Origin of the sequence: Shewanella sp. SNU WT4, from assembly GCF_006494715.1 — a bacterium.
In the GTDB taxonomy this organism is placed as follows: Bacteria; Pseudomonadota; Gammaproteobacteria; order Enterobacterales; family Shewanellaceae; genus Shewanella.
Genome location: NZ_CP041151.1, coordinates 320,091 through 342,277 on the forward strand (window position 1 = coordinate 320,091; position 22,187 = coordinate 342,277).

At 46.6% G+C, this 22,187-nt stretch carries 22 protein-coding genes; 12 read left to right on the plus strand and 10 right to left on the minus strand.

Annotated features, from left to right (window positions below; all coding sequences use genetic code 11):
- Positions 1-76: 76 nt before the first annotated feature.
- Positions 77-1,240, minus strand: a complete 1,164-nt coding sequence (fadA, locus tag FJQ87_RS01370) for an acetyl-CoA C-acyltransferase FadA (RefSeq protein ID WP_140930157.1) — start codon at positions 1,238-1,240, stop codon at positions 77-79.
- A 22-nt stretch (positions 1,241-1,262) separates the two neighbouring features.
- A complete protein-coding gene (fadB, locus tag FJQ87_RS01375) occupies positions 1,263-3,413 on the minus strand; it encodes a fatty acid oxidation complex subunit alpha FadB (protein WP_140930158.1) in 2,151 nt (716 codons plus the stop codon).
- A 265-nt stretch (positions 3,414-3,678) separates the two neighbouring features.
- Between fadB and pepQ the strand changes: the two genes are divergently transcribed.
- The 3 genes from pepQ to FJQ87_RS01390 all read left to right on the plus strand — a co-directional run bounded on the left by pepQ (position 3,679) and on the right by FJQ87_RS01390 (position 7,155).
- Positions 3,679-4,995, plus strand: a complete 1,317-nt coding sequence (pepQ, locus tag FJQ87_RS01380) for a Xaa-Pro dipeptidase (protein WP_140930159.1) — start codon at positions 3,679-3,681, stop codon at positions 4,993-4,995.
- Positions 4,988-5,614 carry a YigZ family protein gene (locus FJQ87_RS01385; RefSeq protein WP_140930160.1) on the plus strand — a complete coding sequence of 209 codons (627 nt, stop codon included), beginning with the start codon at positions 4,988-4,990 and terminating at the stop codon, positions 5,612-5,614. The genes pepQ and FJQ87_RS01385 overlap by 8 nt, the downstream gene beginning before the upstream one ends.
- An 83-nt stretch (positions 5,615-5,697) precedes the next feature.
- Positions 5,698-7,155, plus strand: coding sequence for a TrkH family potassium uptake protein (locus tag FJQ87_RS01390; RefSeq protein ID WP_140930161.1), 1,458 nt, complete (start codon positions 5,698-5,700; stop codon positions 7,153-7,155).
- Positions 7,156-7,179: 24 nt separating this feature from the next.
- Here the strand turns inward: FJQ87_RS01390 and FJQ87_RS01395 are convergent, their stop codons facing one another.
- The gene (locus tag FJQ87_RS01395; protein ID WP_140930162.1) at positions 7,180-7,491 is read right to left on the minus strand and encodes a metalloregulator ArsR/SmtB family transcription factor; all 312 of its coding nucleotides are present in this window, start codon (positions 7,489-7,491) and stop codon (positions 7,180-7,182) included.
- A 160-nt stretch (positions 7,492-7,651) separates the two neighbouring features.
- Here FJQ87_RS01395 and hemG point away from each other — a divergent pair, with 160 nt between their 5' ends.
- A complete protein-coding gene (hemG, locus tag FJQ87_RS01400; protein WP_140930163.1) occupies positions 7,652-8,191 on the plus strand; it encodes a menaquinone-dependent protoporphyrinogen IX dehydrogenase in 540 nt (179 codons plus the stop codon).
- An 18-nt stretch (positions 8,192-8,209) separates the two neighbouring features.
- On the opposite strand, the gene FJQ87_RS01405 is transcribed toward hemG, so the two are convergent.
- From FJQ87_RS01405 to def, 5 genes are read right to left on the minus strand one after another with little or no spacing between them, the layout of a single operon-like run.
- Positions 8,210-9,652, minus strand: a complete 1,443-nt coding sequence (locus FJQ87_RS01405; RefSeq protein ID WP_140930164.1) for a TrkH family potassium uptake protein — start codon at positions 9,650-9,652, stop codon at positions 8,210-8,212.
- Between the two features lie 15 nt (positions 9,653-9,667).
- A complete protein-coding gene (trkA, locus tag FJQ87_RS01410; RefSeq protein WP_140930165.1) occupies positions 9,668-11,077 on the minus strand; it encodes a Trk system potassium transporter TrkA in 1,410 nt (469 codons plus the stop codon).
- Positions 11,078-11,092: 15 nt separating this feature from the next.
- Positions 11,093-12,373, minus strand: coding sequence for a 16S rRNA (cytosine(967)-C(5))-methyltransferase RsmB (gene rsmB, locus FJQ87_RS01415; RefSeq protein WP_140933938.1), 1,281 nt, complete (start codon positions 12,371-12,373; stop codon positions 11,093-11,095).
- Entirely contained in the window at positions 12,373-13,332 is a 960-nt protein-coding gene (gene fmt, locus FJQ87_RS01420; RefSeq protein WP_140930166.1) for a methionyl-tRNA formyltransferase, read from the minus strand. Before fmt ends, rsmB begins: the two co-directional genes overlap by 1 nt.
- 16 nt (positions 13,333-13,348) lie before the next feature.
- Positions 13,349-13,858: a peptide deformylase gene (def, locus tag FJQ87_RS01425; protein ID WP_140930167.1), complete on the minus strand. Its 510-nt coding sequence runs from the start codon at positions 13,856-13,858 to the stop codon at positions 13,349-13,351.
- Between the two features lie 136 nt (positions 13,859-13,994).
- On the opposite strand from def, the gene FJQ87_RS01430 reads away from it, so the two are divergent.
- The 6 genes from FJQ87_RS01430 (at position 13,995) to hemF (ending at position 19,158) form a co-directional block, all read left to right on the plus strand.
- Positions 13,995-15,086 (plus strand): LysM domain-containing protein, encoded by a 1,092-nt coding sequence (locus tag FJQ87_RS01430; RefSeq protein WP_140930168.1) that lies wholly within the window; start codon positions 13,995-13,997, stop codon positions 15,084-15,086.
- A gap of 86 nt (positions 15,087-15,172) precedes the next feature.
- On the plus strand, positions 15,173-16,189 hold the full coding sequence (gene dprA, locus FJQ87_RS01435) for a DNA-processing protein DprA (RefSeq protein ID WP_140933940.1): 1,017 nt from the start codon (positions 15,173-15,175) through the stop codon (positions 16,187-16,189).
- 2 nt (positions 16,190-16,191) lie between these two features.
- Positions 16,192-16,662 carry a DUF494 family protein gene (locus FJQ87_RS01440; protein ID WP_140930169.1) on the plus strand — a complete coding sequence of 157 codons (471 nt, stop codon included), beginning with the start codon at positions 16,192-16,194 and terminating at the stop codon, positions 16,660-16,662.
- Positions 16,663-16,964: 302 nt separating this feature from the next.
- Positions 16,965-17,528 (plus strand): topoisomerase DNA-binding C4 zinc finger domain-containing protein, encoded by a 564-nt coding sequence (locus tag FJQ87_RS01445; protein WP_140930170.1) that lies wholly within the window; start codon positions 16,965-16,967, stop codon positions 17,526-17,528.
- A gap of 147 nt (positions 17,529-17,675) precedes the next feature.
- Complete coding sequence (locus FJQ87_RS01450; RefSeq protein ID WP_140933942.1) at positions 17,676-18,239, plus strand: L-threonylcarbamoyladenylate synthase; 564 nt, start codon at positions 17,676-17,678, stop codon at positions 18,237-18,239.
- A gap of 4 nt (positions 18,240-18,243) precedes the next feature.
- Positions 18,244-19,158, plus strand: a complete 915-nt coding sequence (gene hemF, locus FJQ87_RS01455) for an oxygen-dependent coproporphyrinogen oxidase (protein WP_140930171.1) — start codon at positions 18,244-18,246, stop codon at positions 19,156-19,158.
- A gap of 52 nt (positions 19,159-19,210) precedes the next feature.
- Here the strand turns inward: hemF and FJQ87_RS01460 are convergent, their stop codons facing one another.
- Entirely contained in the window at positions 19,211-19,648 is a 438-nt protein-coding gene (locus FJQ87_RS01460) for a group II truncated hemoglobin (RefSeq protein WP_140930172.1), read from the minus strand.
- A gap of 128 nt (positions 19,649-19,776) precedes the next feature.
- Between FJQ87_RS01460 and aroE the strand changes: the two genes are divergently transcribed.
- Together aroE and FJQ87_RS01470 are read left to right on the plus strand one after the other, a co-directional pair.
- On the plus strand, positions 19,777-20,610 hold the full coding sequence (gene aroE, locus FJQ87_RS01465; protein WP_140930173.1) for a shikimate dehydrogenase: 834 nt from the start codon (positions 19,777-19,779) through the stop codon (positions 20,608-20,610).
- Complete coding sequence (locus FJQ87_RS01470) at positions 20,607-20,867, plus strand: DUF1488 family protein (protein WP_168195119.1); 261 nt, start codon at positions 20,607-20,609, stop codon at positions 20,865-20,867. Before aroE ends, FJQ87_RS01470 begins: the two co-directional genes overlap by 4 nt.
- A gap of 53 nt (positions 20,868-20,920) precedes the next feature.
- On the opposite strand, the gene FJQ87_RS01475 is transcribed toward FJQ87_RS01470, so the two are convergent.
- Positions 20,921-22,123 (minus strand): IS256-like element ISSod4 family transposase, encoded by a 1,203-nt coding sequence (locus FJQ87_RS01475; protein ID WP_140930175.1) that lies wholly within the window; start codon positions 22,121-22,123, stop codon positions 20,921-20,923.
- Positions 22,124-22,187 lie beyond the last annotated feature (64 nt).

A 22,187-nucleotide genomic window follows, 5' to 3' on the forward strand; every position in this document is an offset into this window, starting at 1 on the left:
CCTAAGCTTAGCTTAGGGGTGAGGCGGACCATCTAATTAAGCCGGAGATAGACTCCGGCTTATTATTTAATAAAATTTATACCCGCTCGAATACTGTCGCTATGCCTTGGCCTAAGCCAATACACATGGTCGCTAAACCAAACTTAGCATCTTTATGTTCCATCAGATTAATCAGAGTGGTGGATATTCGCGCGCCAGAGCAACCTAATGGATGACCTAAAGCAATTGCGCCGCCATTAAGGTTAATTTTTTCATCGACCAAGTCCAGCAAACCTAAGTCTTTAACGCAAGGTAGCGACTGCGCCGCAAACGCTTCGTTAAGCTCAATCACGTCCATATCTTGAATGGTTAAGCCGGCGCGAGCTAATGCCTTTTGGGTGGCTGGTACTGGGCCGTAACCCATGATAGCGGCATCACAACCAGCCACTGCCATAGCGCGAATACGGGCGCGAATTGGTAAGCCTAAGGCGCGCGCTTTGGATCCTTCCATGACTAACATAGCGCTGGCGCCATCAGACAAGGCTGAAGACGTACCTGCAGTGACTGTGCCATTTACAGGATCAAAGGCTGGGCGTAACGCCGCCAGAGATTCAAGGGAGGTTTCTGGGCGAATCACTTCATCAAATAGCACTTTTATCAAAGCGCCTTGAGCGTCATGGCCTTCGATACCATAAATTTCGTTAGCAAATCGGCCTTCAATGGTGGCTGCATGAGCGCGTTGATGCGAGCGCACCGCAAACTCATCTTGCATCTGACGACTAATGCCGTGCATCCGGCCTAGCATCTCTGCGGTTAAGCCCATCATGCCGGAGGCTTTAGCAACGTTATTGGCAAGGCCTGGGTGAAAGTCAACGCCATGGCTCATAGGTACGTGTCCCATGTGCTCAACGCCGCCAACAATAAAGGTGTCGCCCATGCCAGTCATAATGGCGCGAGCAGCTTGATGAATGGCTTCCATGGATGAACCACATAAGCGGTTGATAGTGACAGCGCCAGCGGTTTTGGGCACGCCAGCCAAGAGTGAGGCGTTACGCGCGATATTAAAACCTTGCTCTAAGGTTTGTTGCACGCAGCCCCAAATCACATCTTCAATAGTATTAGGGTCAAGCTGCGGATTACGTAGCAACAAGCCTTCCATTAATTCGGCTGACAGAGTTTCGGCGCGCACATTACGAAATACCCCAGCCTTAGAGCGGCCCATAGGAGTGCGAATACAGTCGACGATAACAGCATGTTTCATGATTAAATTCCCTTACCCTAAATTATGCTTGGTAGTAACGTGCATTATTGGCTGCCATGTCACGCATGGTCGCTGTCACTTGGTAGAGTCCGCCTAAATGGGCAAACTTATCAGCCAAGGCCACAAAGTTGGCAACCCCCATGGTATCTAAATAGCGGAACACGCCACCGCGAAATGGTGGGAAGCCTAAGCCAAAGACTAAGCCCATATCAGCTTCAGCTGGGCTGGCAACTATGCCTTCTTCAAGGCAGCGTACGGTTTCGATAATCATAGGGATCATAGTGCGGGCAATAATGGTATCAGCATCAAATGCTTTAACTTCGCCATAAGCTTGCTTGAGTAAATCAACACTAACAGGATCAATAGTTTTGGCGAGCTTACCCTTGGCATCTAGTGCGTATTGATAGAAGCCTTTACCATTTTTCTGACCATATCTTTGATTGGCAAACATGATGTTGATGGCATCGTTATCTGGTGTTGCCATGCGATCAGGAAAGCCTTCAGCCATCACAGCCTGAGCGTGATGGCCAGTATCTAGGCCGACCACATCCAATAAGTACGCCGGACCCATAGGCCAGCCAAATTGTTTTTCCATGACTTTATCGATAGCGCTAAAGTCGCCGCCATCGGCTAACAAGCCATTAAAGCCAGCAAAATAAGGAAAGAGCACGCGGTTAACAAAAAAGCCTGGACAATCATTGACGACAATCGGGGTTTTACCCATCTTGCTGGCATAGGCCACTACTGTGGCTATGGTTTCATCTGTGGTTTTGTCACCGCGAATGACTTCCACTAACGGCATTTTATGCACGGGATTAAAGAAGTGCATACCGCAGAAACGGCTCGCATCTTTAACGCTCTTAGCTAACAAATTAATGGAAATGGTTGAAGTGTTAGAGGTAATCACAGTCTGTGCGCCCACATGCTGCTCAACTTCGGCCAGCACTTGCGCTTTAACCTTAGGATTTTCGACCACGGCTTCAACTATGATATCGGCGTGGGCTAAGGCTGAATAATCTAAGCTTGGGGTAATGTTATTAAGTACCTTAGCCATTTTTTCAGGGGTTGAACGGCCACGCTGAATTTGACCTGTTAGTAGCTTTGATGCTTCATTTAAGCCGAGCTCTAATGCCGGTACTGCGATGTCTTTCATCACAATCGGCGTGCCTTTGCTGGCACTTTGATAAGCAATGCCGCCGCCCATAATACCGGCGCCTAATACGGCCGCTTGCTTAATGGGTAGCGCAATTTTGCTGGCTTTCTTGGCTTTACCTTTAACAACTTGCTCGTTTAAGAAGATACCAATAAGCGCGGTAGCCACATCAGTTTTAGCCAAAGTCACAAAAGCTTGGTGTTCTACTTTTAAGGCCTGAGTTCTATCAAATTTTGCCGCGGCTTCAACCACATTGACCGCCGCCATTGGCGCTGGGTAATGTTTACCTGCAACCCCAAACACCATAGCTTTAGCGGTTGAAAAAGACATCATGGCTTCGAGTTTTGGTAAGGCTAAAGGTTGCTGTTTGCGTTGTCTGCGCGCTTGCCAATCAATTTGTTCAGCAATGGCAGACTTGAGCATTTGTATGGCCGATGTGAATAACGCTTCAGGTTTTACCACGGCATCGATGGCGCCGACGGCAAGCGCGGCATCTGCTCTGTTATCTTTACCTGTAGTAATCCATTCCAATGCATTATCAGCACCAATAATACGCGGTAAGCGCACTGTGCCACCAAAGCCAGGAATAATGCCAAGCTTAGTTTCAGGTAAACCAATGAGGGCATTGGTATCGGCAATGCGTAAGTCCGCCGCTAAAATAGTTTCACAACCACCACCAAGTGCATAACCATTAATGGCTGCAATGGTAGGGAAAGGTAAATCTTCTAGCTTGTTGAACACCTTGTTTGCTTCTTCAAGCCATTGCAAAAGCTGTGCGTCATCTTGGGCAAACAGACCTAAAAACTCAGCGATATCAGCGCCAACAATGAAGGCTTCTTTAGCAGAGCTCAGGATTAATCCTGCAATCGCCGGCTTGGCCGCAATAGCGTCCAGTGCTTCATTAAAGGCGAGGAGTGTGGCTCTATCGAATTTATTCACTGAGCCTTGGGCGTTAAAGCATAAGTGAGCGATATTGCCGTCGATGAGGTCAACTTGGATCATGGGACTTTGGTAAATCATTGCACGCTTCCTTTTCGCTAAACCTGTTCTAATGATGAGTTAGGCTTGGATTTTGCTGCACACAGTGAGCAAGTGGACTAGCCAGCAAACTTGTAACTCGATGTTGGCTTAATGTTATTCAGTGTGCGGCTAAATGAAAAATAATTCAACATCCAATTTAAACGGGCGTTTAACAGTTGTTGCTGATGGTGAGGATCTTAGGCTGTGATAAACTTAAACACAGGATAGGATGTAAATAGTATGGCAACTGAGTGAGAGATTAATAATGAATTCAGAACATTACCAAAATCATATTAAAGCATTAAATCATCGAGCTCAGGACATACTGGCCAAAGAAGGGCTGCAAGGCTTAGTGATCCACTCAGGTCAGCCGCGACGCCAATTTTTAGATGATATGGATTACCCGTTTAAAGTGAATCCGCACTTTAAAGCTTGGGTGCCTGTCATTAATAATCCCAACTCGTGGTTGATTATTAATGGCGTAGATAAACCCGTGTTGGTGTTTTATTGCCCAGTGGACTTTTGGCATAAAGTTAATGAAGTGCCAACGGATGAATGGACTCAGAGTATTGATATTAAAGTGCTCACCAAAGTGGATGCTATCGCTGAGCTACTGCCTAATAATATTCAGGACTGGGCTTATATAGGCGAGCATATTGATGTTGCCGATGCGCTGGGTTTTAGCCATAAAAATCCTAATGCGGTAATGAATTATCTGCATTACCACCGCTCAGTAAAAACGCCTTATGAACTTGATTGTTTGCGCGCGGCCAATCAATTAGCGGTACAAGGCCACCATGCTGCCAAATCAGCCTTTTTTGATGGCGGCAGTGAATATGCAATTCAGCAAGCTTACTTGCAAGCTTTAGGGCAAAGCGAAAATGATATGCCTTATGGCAATATTATTGCGCTTAACCGCAATTGCGCGATTTTGCACTACACAGATTTAGCTTATCGCGCGCCGAATAAAAGTTTGTCATTTTTGATTGATGCTGGCGCGCAAATTAATGGCTATGCCGCTGACATTACCCGCACTTACTCATTTGATCACAATGATTTTTTTAATCTGATTCAGGCCATGGATAAACTGCAAGCTAAGGTCATGGCCGCAATGAAGGTAGGGGTGCGTTATCTTGATTTACACTTGATGACCCATAGGTTGTTGGCACAAGTGCTAATCGATCATCATATCGCTATGGGGGATATTGATACCTTGATTGATCTAGGGGTTACCCGCACCTTTTTTCCCCATGGACTTGGCCATATGCTTGGGTTACAGGTACATGATGTTGCTGGTTTTATGCATGATGAGCGCGGCACTCATGTTGCGGCGCCTGCGAGTGACCCGTTTTTACGCTGCACCCGTACGTTAGAGCTCAATCAAGTGTTAACCGTTGAGCCGGGTCTGTATTTTATCGATAGTTTATTGGCGCAGTTAGCAACCACTGCAGCTAAGCATCATGTAAACTGGGCGCAAGTGGCAGCGTTTAAGCCTTATGGCGGCATACGCATAGAAGACAACGTCATTATCCAACCTTTTGGCGTTGAGAACATGACGCGGGAGTCTGGATTAATTGATTGAGTCGTATTATGTACCCATAGAAGAGGTACGTTTTGAAGAAGAGATAAAGCAAAGCCGCTTTATCTCTTTTGTTTTTCCGGTCAACAACGCCGATGACTTTAGCCAAAAATTGGCAGATATTCGTAAAAGCTGGCCCAATGCTTGTCATTATTGTTATGCCGCTCGATTTGGCGCGCCTGATAATGACGTATTAATTAAATCTAGCGATGATGGCGAGCCTGCAGGTAGTGCAGGGCGACCCATGCTGGCGTTATTAAGCGGTAGTCAATTAGGGGAAGTCGGCACTATTGTGGTGCGCTATTATGGCGGTACTAAGCTTGGTGTTGGCGGGTTAGTGCGCGCTTACACGGCTGGGGTGCGTCAGTGTTTGCTGGATGTGCCAAAGCGCGAAAAACAATTACGATACCCAGCCTCACTAAACTGTGCGTACAATGAGCTTAATGATATCGACTATTTATTAAATAAATTTGATGCGGTGATTATCGATAAGCAATTTGGCGCGACTATCGAATTAACCTTTGAAATTAGTCTCAGCCAGTGGCCATTATTAATGGCTGCAGTGGTGAGTCAATTTCAAGGGCGCTTACGTTTAATAGCGCTAAGCCCGCGATTACAATAATCTCAGTATTATGTCTATTCAGGTAGTTATGCCAGAATAACCCTTAACTGAATAAGCCTTATCGAGGCAAGTACAAAAAAATCATGCAATATAGAACAATAACAAGAATAACCGGCCTACTCATTGGCCTATTTTCTATCACTATGCTGCCACCTGCTATGGTGGCGGTTTGGTATAAAGATGGCGGTGGTGCCACGTTTATTCAGTCTTTTTTTCTGAGTTTGTTGATGGGTTTTATTCTTTGGTATCCCAACCGTCAATTTAAGACTGAGCTGCGCACCCGTGAAGGTTTTCTCATTGTGGTGTTATTTTGGGGGGTACTGGGTTCCATAGGTGCTTTACCTTTTATTTTGTCACCTCAGCCAGATTTAAGTATTACCGATAGTTTCTTTGAATCCTTTTCGGCGCTGACGACCACAGGTGCGACGGTTATTGTCGGCTTAGATAACTTACCTAAAGCGATATTATTTTATCGTCATCTACTGCAGTGGTTGGGTGGTATGGGGATCATTGTGCTCGCGGTCGCGATTTTACCTGTGCTGGGTATTGGCGGCATGCAGCTCTATCGCGCTGAAATTCCAGGCCCAGTTAAAGACAGTAAGATGACGCCGAGGATTGCCGAAACCGCTAAAGCGCTCTGGTATATTTATTTGCTGCTTACCATTGCTTGCGCCTTAGCTTACTGGGCTGCAGGCATGACCTTGTTTGATGCCGTGTGTCACTCATTCTCAACCATAGCCATTGGCGGGTTTTCTACCCACGATGCCAGCATGGGTTACTTTAATAGCCCAGTCATTAATTTGATTTGTGTGTTCTTTTTACTGGTTGCGGCAATTAACTTTAGTGTGCATTTTGCGGCGTTTTCGCGGCGCGGCATTAACTTTAAAGTGTATTTCCGCGATACCGAATTTAAAGTGCTCATTGCTATTCAGCTGATCTTAACTGCTATTTGTTTTGTGACTTTATATCAAAGCGGTATTTATGATTCAGCAGAACAAACCTTAGATTATGCCTTGTTCCAAGCGGTATCTATTTCTACTACCGCAGGCTTTGGTACTGAAAGTTTCCATTTATGGCCGCTGTTTTTACCTATGCTGCTAATCTTTTCTAGTTTTATTGGTGGCTGTGGCGGTTCGACTGCCGGTGGCATGAAAGTCATGCGAATGATTTTATTATTGCTGCAAGGCTCAAGGGAGCTTAAACGTTTAGTTCATCCCAAGGCGCTTTATTCGATTCGCTTAGGCAATACCGCTTTGCCCGATCGGGTCATTGATGCGGTGTGGGGATTCTTCTCGGCTTACACCTTAGTCTTTGTGGTGTGTATGCTGCTGCTGATGGGCTTAGGCTTAGATAACATCACGGCTTTTAGTGCGACAGCCGCCTGCTTAAATAACTTGGGCCCAGGTCTTGGGGAAGTGGCGAGCAATTATGCCAGTATTTCTGATAGCGCTAAGTGGGTGCTAGTGGTTGCCATGATGTTTGGCCGACTGGAAGTGTTTACCTTGTTGGTGTTATTTACGCCGACCTTTTGGCGTAACTAGCGCGTTTATTGAAAAGCAGTTTTGTTAGTGTTGACTGCAAAACTGCTTATACATGATGGCGATAACTTCCCGTACCTTGTCGTTTTTCAGGCGGTAATAAACAACTTGTGAGCTTTTGCGGCAGTCCACTAATTGCTCTTTTCTTAATACGGCCAAGTGCTGCGACAGCGCCGATTGGCTCAAGGGAATATGCTCATTCATCTCGTTGACGCAGTATTCATTGTCCAGCAATTGGCACAAAATCATTAAGCGATAAGGGTTAGCTATCGCTTTTAGCCATTTAGCGGCTTGCTCGGCATTATTGACCATAGCCGTTTTATCGATAATTTTTTCCATGTCTCATTGGCCCTCGGCTAGTTCATTAGTTTATTCTAATTGCTTCGCTGACTTATTGCTACGCTTGCCGGGTGTGATGAAGTTGGATTATTGCGGCCTAAGCACATGACACTGTGGCTGAATATTGCCACAATCAGCAAAACTTTAGACAAGGAATGACATGGCTTCAGTATTAGTGTTGTATTTTACTCGGGGTGGGCATACGGCCAAGATAGCTAATGCCATTGCCGCCAGACTCACTAGCCAAGGGCATCACTGCGACTGCTTTAACATTAATGGCTTAACTCAACGCATTGACTGGGATAAGTATGATCTGGTGAATTTTGGCGCCTGCGTGCTTTATGGCACTTATGATAAGTCGGTATTTACGTTTATTGAGCAGCACCAAACGCAATTAGCGGCTGTGGCTAATAGTTTTTTTTGTGTCAACGTGGTGGCACGTAAACCTGAAAAACGCATTCCTGAGAACAATAAATACCTCCAGAAGTTTTTAGCCTTATCGCCGTGGCAACCACAAGATGTGAAGATTATTGCGGGTAAAGTGGATTATCCTTCATGGCCTTGGCTCGACAGCCTTGCCATTCGTTTTATCATGAAGATGACTGACGGCCCAACCGATCCTAAAGCAGTGATTGATTACACCGACTGGCAAGATGTCGACAAGTATGCCGACTCTCTGCTAAGTCTCATTAAGCGCTAAAAGGCCGGTGTTTTCGCCCTAGTATTTCCAAAAACTAGGGTGAAACAGCACGGCTATCGTTAATATTTCAAGCCGCCCAAGTAGCATGCCCGCCGCTAATGCCCACTTAGCGACATCGGGTAGGCTCGCAAAATTGCCTGCCGGACCAATAGTGCTACCAAGCCCAGGCCCTACGTTAGCCACTGCAGTAATAGCGCCAGTAAAGCTAGTCACAGGATCAAGGCCGGTGAGTACTAAGATCACCGACAACACTACTATTACCCCGAAGAAGAGTAAGAAAAACGTGATGATGGAGCGCACAATATCATCGGATATCGGCCGGCGATTATAGCGCTGCCTAAAGGCGCCGCTGGGGTGGATTTGCTGCTTTAATTGCTCGCGCATTATGGCGCCAGCAATTTGAAATCTAAAGATTTTGATACCACCGGATGTTGAGCCCGAGCAACTACCAGAAAACAGCAAGAACAAGAAAATAATATTGGCGAGCGCTCCCCACTGGGTGTAATCCGTTAAGCCAAAGCCTGTGGTTGTGACGACTGAGACTACGTTAAAGCTAGTGAGGCGAATGGCGTCCATAAAGGTGAACTTATCTTGCGCCCATAACCATAGCGCAAGGCATAAAGACACTAAGACAACAAACTTAAAGAAACCTATGACCTGGGCGTCACGCCAAACCATCAGGCTTTTTTGCCTAAGGCTTTGCATAAACATCAATAAGGGTAAGCCGCCAGCGAACATAAAAATGGTGCCAACCCAATGGGCTGAGTCACTAAAGTTGGCCATGGATTTATCAGAGGTTGAATAGCCGCCAGTGGATAGAGTGGTCATGGCATGATTAGTGGCATCAAACCAACTCATACCTGCCCAGCGATAACTAAGAGCGCATAGCAAGGTAAGGAGGATATACACGCAGAACAAGTGCTTGGCCATGCTCTGGGTGCGCGGCACGGTTTTATCGCTCCAGTCTGATGACTCAGTTCTAAAGAGGCGCATGCCGCCGACGTTAAGAAACGGCAAGACAGCCACCGCCATCACAATAAAGCCTATTCCGCCTAGCCATTGCAATAATGACCGCCAAATCAAGATGCTATGAGCCATTGAATCTAAGTTCGACAATACCGTTGAGCCTGTGGTGGTAATGCCTGACATGGTTTCAAAGAAGGCGTCGGTATAATTGATACCGTGATAGAGGGTAAAAGGCAGGGCGGCAAATAGACTCACCACTATCCAAGTGAGGCTAGTGAGTAAAAACATATCGCGAATATTAAGTTGTAGCTGCTTACGTTCGCCGCCGCGTAAACATAAAGAGGCCACTACACCTGTCGTTAGTACAGACACGATAAACGCCCCTAAGGTTTCTTCGCCATAAATTAACGAGAAAATTAGGGGGATCATCATAAAGCCCGCCATCATGGAGAGAAAAACTCCCAAGATGAACGTCAGCGGCCGCAGATTGAGCATGGGCATTACCAAGGTTTAAAAGAAAAAGGCACTCGGTTGGAACAGCTTCTCAACTTCACCGATAAATTTCTTATTCACGAGAAATAAGATGACATGGTCACCTTGTTCGATGACAGTGCGATCGTGAGCCATTAAGACTTCATCATCACGCACTATGGCGCCAATGGTGGTGCCCGGCGGTAATTTAATATCTCCCACTTTTTTGCCAACCACCCGTGAAGTATTTTCATCGCCATGGGCAATGGCTTCAATAGCTTCGGCGGCGCCACGTCTTAAGGAGTAGACGTTACAAATATCACCTTGACGAATATGGGTCAGCAGGGCTGAAATCGTGGCTTGTTGCGGTGAAATGGCGATATCAATATTGGCTTCTTGGACGATATCAACATAGGCTTCGCGCTGGATAAGCACCATGACTTTTTTGGCGCCCATGCGTTTAGCCAGTAAGGCTGACATTATGTTGACTTCATCATCATTGGTGACCGCAATAAACACATCGGTTTGATCGATATGCTCTTCTAGCAGTAACTCTTGATCTGAGGCGTCGCCACAAAAAACAGTCGTGTTTTCAAGCTTTTCAGATAAGACTTCAGCACGTAGGGCATTGTGCTCAATTAATTTAACTGAATGGCTGCGCTCAAGTTTCTTGGCGAGTCCGAGGCCAATATTACCACCACCGGCAATCATGATATTGCGATAGGAGTTGTCGAGCTTTTGCATTTCACTCATCACGGCGCGAATGTGGCGACTATCGGCCACAAAGAAGACTTCGTCATCCGCTTCAATGATGGTGGAGCCGCGCGGCATGATAGCTTTGCCTTGACGGAAAATCGCTGCCACTCGGGTATCAATATTGGGCATATGTTCGCGCAGCGCCGATAGTGCATTACCGACTAACGGGCCGCCATAATAAGCACGCACCGCCACTAAGCTGACCTTGCCTTCAGCAAACTCCATTACCTGTAAAGCCCCAGGGTAGGCGACTAAACGCTGAATGTAAGCAGTCACTAATTGCTCTGGCGCTATCAGCTCATCAATGACAAAACCACCGCGCGGGCGGCTATCGGCATTCTTAGTTTCACTATTGATAAACAGCTTTTCTTGTAGATTAAGATAAGCCTCAGAGCGAATGCGCGCGATTTTAGTTGGTGTGCCAAATAAGGTGAAGGCCATTTGGCAGGCGGCCATATTGCATTCATCACTATTAGTTACGGCAATCAACATGTCCGCATCTTCAGCGCCCGCTTCTTTTAAAACATCAGGGTGAGCGCCATGACCGACAACGACACGTAAATCGAACTTATCTTGCAACATTCTTAAGCGGTCGCGATTACTGTCGACTATGGTGATGTCATTGTTTTCATCAACTAAGTTTTCAGCTAAGGTGCCGCCTACTTGGCCTGCGCCTAAGATAATAATTTTCATGTCGTTGCCTGCTGGTTATTGTGCGGATTTATGCAGTAAGGCGTAATAGAAACCGTCCATTGCTTGGGTTCCTGGCAAAATTTGCCAACCCGTTTCCGCTGGTGCTTGCTGTGCGATTGGCACTAGTGTGGCATCTTTTGTGCGCTCAAGAAAGGCTTGTATTTGCAGGGCATTTTCTTGGGGCAAGATAGAACAAGTGGCATAAAGCAATTGGCCACCCGGCTGTAACCACTGCCAGCAGTGATCCAAAATCTGGCGCTGCAGCTCAGCTAACTCTTCAATATCTTGTGATTTTCGCAGCCATTTAATATCTGGGTGGCGACGGATAACTCCAGTTGCAGAGCAGGGCGCGTCTAGCAAAATACGATCAAACTTATTGCCCTGCCACCAAGAGTCAATATTGGCAGCATCACCATGAATTATCTCAGCCGTAAACTGTAAACGCTGCATATTTTCTTTTACGCGCTGCAGGCGATTTTCATCAAAATCAACCGCTACCAGTTGGCAGTCAGCTTGCTCTAAAATATGACAGCTTTTACCGCCAGGGGCTGCGCAAGCATCTAAAATCAGCTCGCCATCTTTGGGGGCTAATAAAGTCGCTGCCCACTGCGCCGCGCCATCTTGCACTGATACCGCGCCATCAAAAAATCCTGGCAATATGCCGACATCTTTAGGGCTTTCAAGCAAGATAGAATCTGGGCTAGAACCTGCGCTAGCCGCAATATCCGCTTGCGCTAATAAGGCTAAATACTCATCTCGAGTTTGATGATTGCGATTGTTGCGTAACCACATAGGCGGGCGCTGATGGCTTTGCTCTATGACGTGTTGCCAATCATCGGGATAGGCTTGCTGCAGTCTTTTAATGATCCACGCTGGGGTATTAAATTTTAAGGTGTCATTGCTAGTGCTAAGTTCTGTAGCATTGCGCTGAATGGTGCGTAATACGCCATTGATGACTTTTACCATGCCTTCAAACTTAAGCTGACGGCATGCTTCAGCGGTTTCAGAAATAGCGGCATGGGGCGGAATACGTGTGAAATACAGCTGATAGCAGCCCACTAACAATAACTGATAAATGATCCGCTGCTTGCCTTTAAAAGGCTTACTTAAACAGTCACTCACGCATTTATCTAACTGCGGCAGCGCTCGCATTACCCCGTAGCAAATCTCGGCTAATAAGGCTTTATCTTTGCCATTAGTAAGATGTTGCTGTTGATTGGGCAAAGCCACTGAAAGGGATAATCCTTTCTCCAGTACATCAAATAAGGCTTTAGCGGCCAGCGCGCGTAAGTTCATCATGCGTTTGGTTCCTGCGTTAGTTGGCTGCCAGGGACAAACCATTCTGAGCGTGAGTTAAGAATATCGGCAAAAGCGAGTGGCTTTTTACCTGGTAATTGCAAAGTAGTCAGCACTATCACGCCATCAGTGGTAGCGATTTCAAGCCCAGCTTTAGTCGCGGCTAATACGGTGCCTGGCGCTTCGGTGCATTGTGTGGCTTTGACTTCGGCTTGCCATACCTTGATGGTTTGGCCTTGTAATTCAAAGTAACTGACTGGCCATGGGTTAAAGGCGCGAACTTCTCGCCACAGATTAACCGCAGGCTTATGCCAGTCTAACTGAGCTTCTTCTTTGGATAATTTCTCTGCATAGTTAGCCAGTGACTCATCTTGCTTAATGGCGGTAATGCTGCCATCGCTTAAGCCAGTTAAGGTTTGCAATAAAGCCTCAGGCCCTTGCGCCGCGAGCTTTTCATATAAGCTTGCTGAGGTATCGCTATCTTCAATCGGCAGATAAGTTTTTAACAGCATGTCGCCAGTATCTAAGCCCACATCCATTTGCATAATGGTGACGCCCGTTTCACTGTCGCCCGCCCATAATGCGCGCTGAATTGGCGCCGCGCCGCGCCAGCGTGGCAGCAGTGAACCGTGGACGTTGATGCAACCCATGGCCGGCATATCGAGCACGACTTTCGGCAAGATTAAGCCGTAAGCGACTACGACCATGAGGTCGGCATTTAACGCAGCTAACTCTTGTTGCGCTGGCTCTTGTCGCAGCGAACTTGGCTGATAGACCTCAATATTGTGCGCTTGCGCCAGTGCTTTTACTGGGCTTGGAGTTAATTTTTTACCGCGGCCAGCTGGGCGATCAGGCTGGGTATACACAGCAATCACATTATGGTGCGAGTCAATTAAGGCCTGTAAGTGGCGAGCGGCAAAATCCGGGGTACCGGCAAAAATAATATTAAGTGGCTTCAAGTGCTGTCCTTTTATTTCAATCTTGGGTCTGTTGTTTGGCGGCTTTTTCGAGTTTTTGTCGAATGCGCTGACGTTTAAGCGGCGACAAATAATCTACAAACAACTTACCTTGAAGGTGATCCATCTCATGTTGAATGCAGATGGCAAAGAGTTCGTCGGCATCGACACTAAAGGTCTCACCGAATCTGTCTTGCGCTGTAATTGTGACTCGCTCGGCGCGGTCAACCTTGGCATAAATACCAGGGACAGACAGGCAGCCCTCTTCATTGCCGTAATTACCACACTGGTTTGACAGTACAGGATTAATAAACACCTTAGGGCGCTCAACTTCATCTTGTAAATCCATGACTATCAATTGTTGATGACAATCCACTTGAGTCGCAGCCAGACCTATGCCCTTTTGGTGGTACATGGTTTCAAACATGCTATCAATTTGCTGTTGCAGTGGCTCACCAAAGTCAGTAACCGCTTTAGCTATGGTGCGCAACCTTTCATCAGGAAAACGTAATACATTGAGTAAAGCCATAGGTAAACTCTTAACAAGTATGTCAAAATTAAACCAGTTGGTTATACTGGCAGCTAGTATGGAATTAATTTTAATCCTTCAGGGCAAGCAATAATAGTAAAAGCTTGTTGATGGACTTAAGAACAAGGATGGCTCGATGAAACGATTGCTGCTTTCTTTATCATTATTGCTAAGTGCAGCCTCGGTGAATGGTGATGTCATCACCCTAAAACCTGGTCATCCTGAGGCGTATGTCGTCGCTAAAGGCGATACGCTTTGGGATATTTCGGCGCATTTCCTGCAAGACCCTTGGCGCTGGCCAACACTCTGGGGCGCCAACCCGCAAATTGCTAACCCGCATCTTATTTATCCTGGTGATCAACTGACCTTAGTCTTTATTGATGGCGAACCCAGATTAGTCAAAAAGCCCATGTTATCTAAGCAAGCGCAGGGACGAATTGAGCCCAAGGGCGGCGCCATTCCTGCGGTTAATTTAGCGCTTATTCGTCCTTATTTAATTCATAATCGTGTGGTTGGCGCCGATTGGTTTGCCAAGCAACCTATGCTCATGGCTGGCGAAAGCCCATCACTTAATCATATCGCGGGTGAAGTCGTCTTTATCGATGCCGTGCTAGAAACCGGTGCCAAGATTGGTTTATATGAACCTGGGCGGCGCTTTGTACGCCAGCAAGATGGTAGTCAGTTAGGTCAAGAAGTGATTTTAACGGCGACAGCTCGAGTGATTGAGTCAGGCGAGATTTCAAAAGTTGAATTACTCACTAGTTTTCGTGAAGCAAGGCCTGGTAATCGCATCATAACTCTTGAAGATGATGCCTTGTTATCGGCGCAATTTATGCCAAAAGCCGCCACAGTGAAAGATGCTAAAGTGCTAGCTTCGGCCATTAATATTCTTGAAATGGGTAAGCTTGATGTTGCTTATATTGACCGCGGCCAAGTGGATGGCGTAACCACGGGCGATGTGTTTGCTATTACCCGTACGGGCGATAAAGTCGTGATGGGTAAAGATGGCATACCTGTGCCGAGTACCGATAGAACCACTTACGATAGGTTTATGGCGCTGATGTCAGATGATAGAACTCGCCAAATGCCCGCCACTTACCATGGCAATATGTTGGTGTTTAAAACATTTGAGAACACCAGTTTAGGCCTCATCATGGTTAATGAACAGCCGGTGCGGATTGATGACAATCTCATCATTCCTGAGCAAGTTTCTGTGTTGCGGGAATAATTATTGCGACATCAGTGCCTGATGCATTAGTTGTTGCTGCGATATCTGGTCTCGGGCTGACCAAGGTTCAACAACTGTTAGAGCGAATGACGCTGCCAGAATTACGGCAGCGTTTATTGTCGGATATCGACTCTTTGGGCCTAAGTGCCCAAACTGTATCGAAAGTGGCTTATCACGAGCAGAAAGTTGAGCAAGCCCTTGTGTGGCAGAGCCAAGATAAGTCCCATCACATTATTGGTTTTGATCATCCTAACTACCCACCGCTGTTAAAAACTATTTCAAATCCGCCCATGGTGTTATTTGCCATAGGTGATATTAATCAGTTGCTGCAACCGAGTTTAGCCATAGTTGGCAGTCGCCAAGCCTCATTAGCAGGTAAAGCCTTGACCTATGATTTGTGCTGCCAATTGGCTCAGCAAGGGCTTTCAATTGTCAGTGGTATGGCGGCAGGCATTGATGGGGTTGCGCATCAGGCCGCGTTAGCTGTACAAGGCAATACAGTGGCCGTGCTGGGTACTGGGGTTGATGTGGTGTATCCCAGACGGCATTTGAGCTTATATCAAACGCTTAAAGCTAATGCTTGTGTGATTAGCGAGTTTTGGCCGCAAACCCAAGCCTATGCCACTAATTTCCCGCGGCGTAATCGGATTATCTCTGGCATGAGCCTTGGGGTGGTGGCTACTGAGGCGCGGATTAAAAGTGGCTCCTTAGTGACCGCTAAGCTTGCGTTAGAGCAGGGACGTGATGTGTTTGCCGTGCCAGGTAATGTGGCCAGTGGCGATCACGAAGGTTGCCACTATTTAATCCAACAAGGCGCTAAACTGGTGCAGAATGCGGCCGATATTGTTGATGAGTTACACAGTTTATGTGGTCTCCATGTGCAAGAAGTGCGAAAATTCGCGCCAACGCTTACCACTGAATGCTGCCAGTTGCCATTTGCTTCGCTGTTAGCTAGTGTAAAATATGAAGCAACATCAATCGATGAGGTCATTGAACATAGTGGTAAATCCGTGGATCTAGTATTAGAGCAATTGCTTGAACTTGAGTTGCAAGGGTGGGTTGCTGCGGTACCCGGTGGTTATGTCAGACTTAAGAGGAACTAGTTATGTTCGATATCCTCATGTATTTATTCGAGAACTACGTTCACAGTGAAGTAGATCTCACTGTGGATGAAGATGAGCTGACACAAGAGCTAACCCGTGCCGGTTTTCATCAAGCCGATATCCTTAAAGCCCTCACTTGGCTTGAGCGATTAGGTGAGTTGCAAGAGGGCGACAAGCCCTATTTATGCAACCATAAGCAAACGTCGTTTCGCATTTATACCGATGCAGAAATGGCCAAGATAGATGTTGAATGTCGTGGCTTTATTTTGTTTTTAGAGCAAATCCAAGTATTGAATGTTGAAACCCGTGAAATGGTGATTGATAGGGTTATGGCACTGGATGAGACTGTGATGGTGCTTGATGATTTAAAATGGGTCATCCTCATGGTGCTATTTAATGTACCTGGCTATGAATCTGCCTACGAGCAAATGGAAGATCTGATCTTTGAAGAGCCTGTGGGCATGCTGCACTAGCCTGCGAAGCTGATTGTCTTGGTAGTCATGACCACCAAATAAATCGTCATTGTGTAAATATCAAGATATCAGGGCGCCAGCGAGACTCATTAACATCGCGCTGGCGCCCTTTGTTTTGCCCCGCTTGTTACTGGCGCTAAGTTTGAGTTGTTACTCACAGCCGTTTTACTCGCATCAAACTTAGGTTTAACCCATTCCACTTTGCGTGCTAAGGCCGTAGCCTAGTTAACCCTTAGATTTAGCGGTATCCACATCTAGGGCTTGCAGGTAAAATGATCAGTCATTTTATGTTGTGAGGCACTATGTCTAAGATTGATCAGCAATTATTTACGGCGCATGAGCATGCGTTGGAAAAGGCATATGAGCAGTGCCCTGTCTGCGGCTCTGAGTTATCGGTACGTCACAGCAAACATGGCGGCTTTATCGGTTGCAATAATTACCCCAATTGCGATTACACTCGGCCGTTAGTTCAGCATGAAAGCATAGAAACCCAAGTGATTGAGGGCTCGCAATGCCCTGATTGCGGCCATGAACTCGCGGTTAAATCTGGCCGTTTTGGCATTTTTATTGGCTGCACCCAATATCCTATCTGCCAACATATCGAAAAAACGGCGGCAGATAATCATGACCCGATTAGTTGCCCGCAATGCCAGCAAGGTAACTTAGAGCAAAGAACTAGCCGCTACGGCAAGAGTTTTTATGCGTGCAATCATTATCCTAAGTGTAAATTTCTGGTGAATTACCCTCCGGTTGCTAAGGCCTGTCCAAGTTGCGGCTTTGGTATTTTACTTGAGCGCAAAGGCGCAGGCGGTAATCGCCTCGAATGCCCGAATAAACCCTGCAAATATAAATGTGCCGTTGACTAAGCGGCGACTCATCCATGAGTTGCAGCGCCATTAGCCATAGGTATAATTTCGCCACTGCGATTGCGGGGTAAGTACAGCGCCAGTGATTGAGCGCGGTTTTTGAAAGACAACGAATTCAACATTCATTTGATGGAAGGTATGTACGGCATGAAGCAAATTCACCCCTCGGGATCAGCGTCACTTTTACTGCAAGGTGGGGTTGTCGCCTATCCAACAGAAGCCGTGTATGGTCTTGGCTGCGATCCAGATAACGAGCGCGCCGTGCAAAGAATTTTAGCGATTAAACAAAGGCCGTGGCAGAAGGGGCTAATTTTGGTGGCAGCCAATTTGGAGCAGTTACGCGCTTATGTCGATTTTTCAAAGCTCACGGCTGAGCAGCTCGCATTTGCCACTAGCCACTGGCCGGGACCGTTTACCTTTATCATGCCAACCTTAACGACGACATCCAGCTTGCTGCGGGGCGAATTTAGCTCAATCGCCGTGCGCATTTCGGCGCATCCTGTGGTGCAAAGTTTATGTCTGGAATTAGGTAAACCACTGGTTTCTACCAGCGCTAATTTAGCGGGTGAAGCGCCTGTGGTATTAGCTGATGACATAGTTAATCAGTTTGATGGACAGATAGATGCGCTGATCTTAGGCGAATTAGGGGGCTCACTGCAGCCGTCAACTATTATGGATGCCATTTCTGGCCAAGTGCTTCGACAGGGATAAATCAATGACAGCGCCAAATATTCAAGCCGTAAAAGCGTTTTTACTAAGTCTGCAGCAGCAGATTTGCCAAGGACTCGAGCAATTAGATGGTCAGGCGCAGTTTATGGCTGACTCATGGCAGCGCGCCGAAGGCGGTGGTGGCTCAAGCCGAGTATTAACGGATGGCGCTGTGTTTGAGCAAGCCGGCGTTAATTTCTCGCATGTTACAGGCGCGGCCATGCCGGCATCGGCCACAGCTCATAGACCTGAGCTTGCTGGTCGCAGCTTTGAAGCCATGGGCGTATCTCTGGTCATTCATCCACGCAATCCCTATATTCCAACCACTCATGCCAATGTGCGCTTTTTTATCGCCACTAAGGCTGATGCTGAGCCAGTATGGTGGTTTGGTGGTGGCTTTGATTTAACGCCGTATTATCCCTTTTTAGATGACGTAATTGAATGGCATCAAGCCGCTAAGACTATTTGCGATCCCTTTGGCGCTGAGACTTATACAAAATATAAGACTTGGTGTGATGAGTATTTTTACTTGCCTCATAGACAAGAGACTCGTGGCGTTGGCGGTTTGTTCTTTGACGATCTTAACCAAGACGGCTTTGATGACAGCTTTGCTTTCATGCAAGCCGTCGGTAACGGCTTTTTACCTGCCTATGCCAGCTTAGTTGAGCGCCGTAAACATACTCCTTATGGCGAGGCGCAGCGCGACTTCCAACTTTACCGCCGTGGGCGTTATGTTGAATTTAATCTAGTTTATGATCGCGGCACCCTCTTTGGCTTGCAAACAGGCGGTCGCACTGAGTCGATTCTCATGTCTATGCCACCGTTAGTGCGCTGGCAATATAACTATCAGCCAGCAGAGGGCAGCCCTGAGGCTGAGCTTTATCGTGATTTTTTAACGCCGAGAAATTGGCTTAATCTGTAGCGCTTGTCCGTGTGGGGTTCAAGCGCTACAGAGTTATTGCTAAGGCTTAGAGTTACTGATTCACCATGTTGGCGGCAAGCTCGCTGATTGCTTGGTAAATGGCGACTTGATGGGCGGTTTCTTTAACTTGAGTGCTGAGCGCTTTATCCATGCACAGTAGCCACTGATCTTTAAGCTCAGTCGTGACGGCAAAAGGCATGTGGCGAGCACGCAGCGCCGGATGCCCATGCTTTTGCTCAAACAGTGCCGGGCCGCCTAACCAGCCACTTAAAAATTCAAACAGCTTTTGTTGTGACTCGGCAATGGGCGCTCTATGCATGGCCAGTAGCGCTTGGGTGTCTGGGTTGGTTTGCATTTCTTGGTAAAAGGCACTGGCGATATTGGCAATAGTGTCGGCGCCGCCAATCAAATCATAAGCATTAGATTGTTGCGCTTGGCGCGCAGTAGGCGCTACAGGCACGGGCTTAAACAGCTTAGTGAGCCACTTCATGGTATTACTGTATCCTTTATCTGCTAAAGTCGTGATTAACTAACGTCTTGCCATCCGCTGATGGTATGGATTGCGCCTTTTCTGCCTCTAGGTAAACTAAGACGCTAGATAATTGCTAAGGGGTTTTAATGACTGATAAATATGCGCTATTTGGCAAACCAGTGAGTCAAAGTCGCTCGCCATTTATTCATAGCTGTTTTGCGGCCCAATTTAATCAAGTAATCGATTATCAAGCAATTCTGATTGCCGCAGACAGCGATTTCTTGGCGGACGTTCAAGCTTTTGCTCGTGCTGGCGGCCAAGGCGCTAATGTTACCGCGCCTTATAAAGAGATGGCCTATCAAATTTGCAGGCAATTATCTCCTGCTGCCGCACTCGCTGGCGCCGTTAATACCTTACTCTTTTTATCCGATGGCAGCATCAGTGGCGATAACACCGATGGGATTGGTTTAGTGCGAGATTTAGAGCGCATTACCTCGCTTAACGGTAAGCGAGTCTTACTCATAGGTGCTGGCGGCGCCGCGCGCGGTTGTATCTTACCTTTACTCGAGTCAGGAATTAACGCGCTTACTTTGACTAATCGCACTTTGCATAAAGCGCGGCACTTGTGTGAGCTGTTTGCGGCTCATGTTCCGGCTGAAGTATCGCTAACGAGTCATGCATTGGCAGAGTTAGCGAATGATTACGACATCATTATCAATTCAACGTCAGCAGGTTTAGGTGGTGAGTTGCCCGCCCTCGATGCGCGCGTGGTAAAGGGAAGTCTCTGTTATGACATGGTGTACGGCGCAGGCTTAACCTTGTTTAACCAGTGGGCATTTACTGCGGGTGCTAAACAAGTACATGATGGCCTTGGCATGTTAGTGGGTCAGGCCGCGGTTAGTTTTCAATTATGGCGCAAGCAAACGCCAGATATAGAGCCTGTATTAACTCAGCTAAGGCTGCAATTGGAGCAAGCATGAATCAAGCAATTATTTTTACTGATCTACAGCAATGGCAGGCGCAGCTGCAAGTGATGGTATTGCCAGTGCAAATCAATGGCACCACGCTTGATTGCCACATTGGCCTTGGCTATCTATTGGCGGGGCAAGCTATGACTCAAGATGTTGAGCTAATTAATGCCGCGTTTGATGCTAAGCGTTTTGATATTGAAGATGAGTTAGAGCAAATCATTGAAGCACTAGGGGGCGAGATAGATGCCCCCATATGTTTAGAGTAATACTTTTATTTAGAGGCTTAGAGGGCGTTCAAAATTCTGTGTCAGGCTAATTTTTAAATTTCTAGCACGCTATCTAAACGCCCTTCAAAATAAATCGCTAACTGAGATAAACAAAGGCTCCAATTGTGGATTGGCATGGTCCATTTATCTGAGGCGTTTAATATGCCTGCATAAAGTAGCTTCAACAAGCTATTTTCATTAGGAAAAGCACCTTTGGTTTTGGTGAGCTTTCTAAATTGGCGATGTACCGCCTCAACGGCATTGGTCGTGTAAATCACTTTCCTGATATGTTCTGGGTACCTAAAATAATGGGACAAATTATGCCATTTGCGACGCCAAGAGTTGATTACCAGCGGATAAGCATCACCCCATTTGGCCTCCAGTTCGTCTAATGCCATCTCTGCGGCTTCTTTACTCACGGCTCGATACACAGGCTTTAAATCAGCCATAAACGCTTTCTGATGTTTTGAGGCGACATACTTCATTGAGTTGCGGATCTGGTGGATAACACATAGCTGTGTTTCCGTATTAGGGAAGATACTGGCTATCGCCTCAGGGAAACCGGTCAAGCCGTCAACACAGGCGATAAGAATATCTTTTACACCACGATTATTAAGATCGGTCAGTACTGATAGCCAGTAATTAGCGCCTTCATTTTCGGATAAATGAAGCCCTAAAATTTCCTTTTTTCCTTTCATATTAAGCGCTAACAATGTGTAAACGGCTTTACTGACGTAACGCCCATCCTCTTTGACTTTATAATGTATCGCATCAAGCCAAACGATAGGATAATGGCTATCTAATGGGCGCTGTTGCCACGCTTTAAGTTCGGGGATGAGTTTATCAGTGATAGCACTGACGGTTGCGTTAGACACATTGATCCCATACATATCTTCAACATGTTGATTAATATCGCGATAGCTCATACCTATACTGAACATCGATAACACTTTACGTTCGATTTCATCGGTTAGCGTAGTTTGATTTTTCTTAATAAACTGAGGTTCAAAAGTGCCATTGCGGTCTCTAGGGGTGTCTAACTCAAAGTTACCGGACGGATGCTTAATGGTCTTAGGGTTTTTGCCATTTTTACGATTAGGCAGAGGATCATGCGCTAAATGCTGCTCAAGCTCAGCCTGGAGAGCCGCTTCAGTGAGTTGCTTGATCAGTGGACCAAGAATGCTGTCTTTACCTGTGAGGCTTTTACCTGACTGCAGATCTTTAAGGGCTTGTTCGAAGTTAAAAGGTTGGGTCATGTGTCATTCCTGTTTTTGAATATTTTACTGAAATGACACAGAATTATGAACACTACCGAGGCTT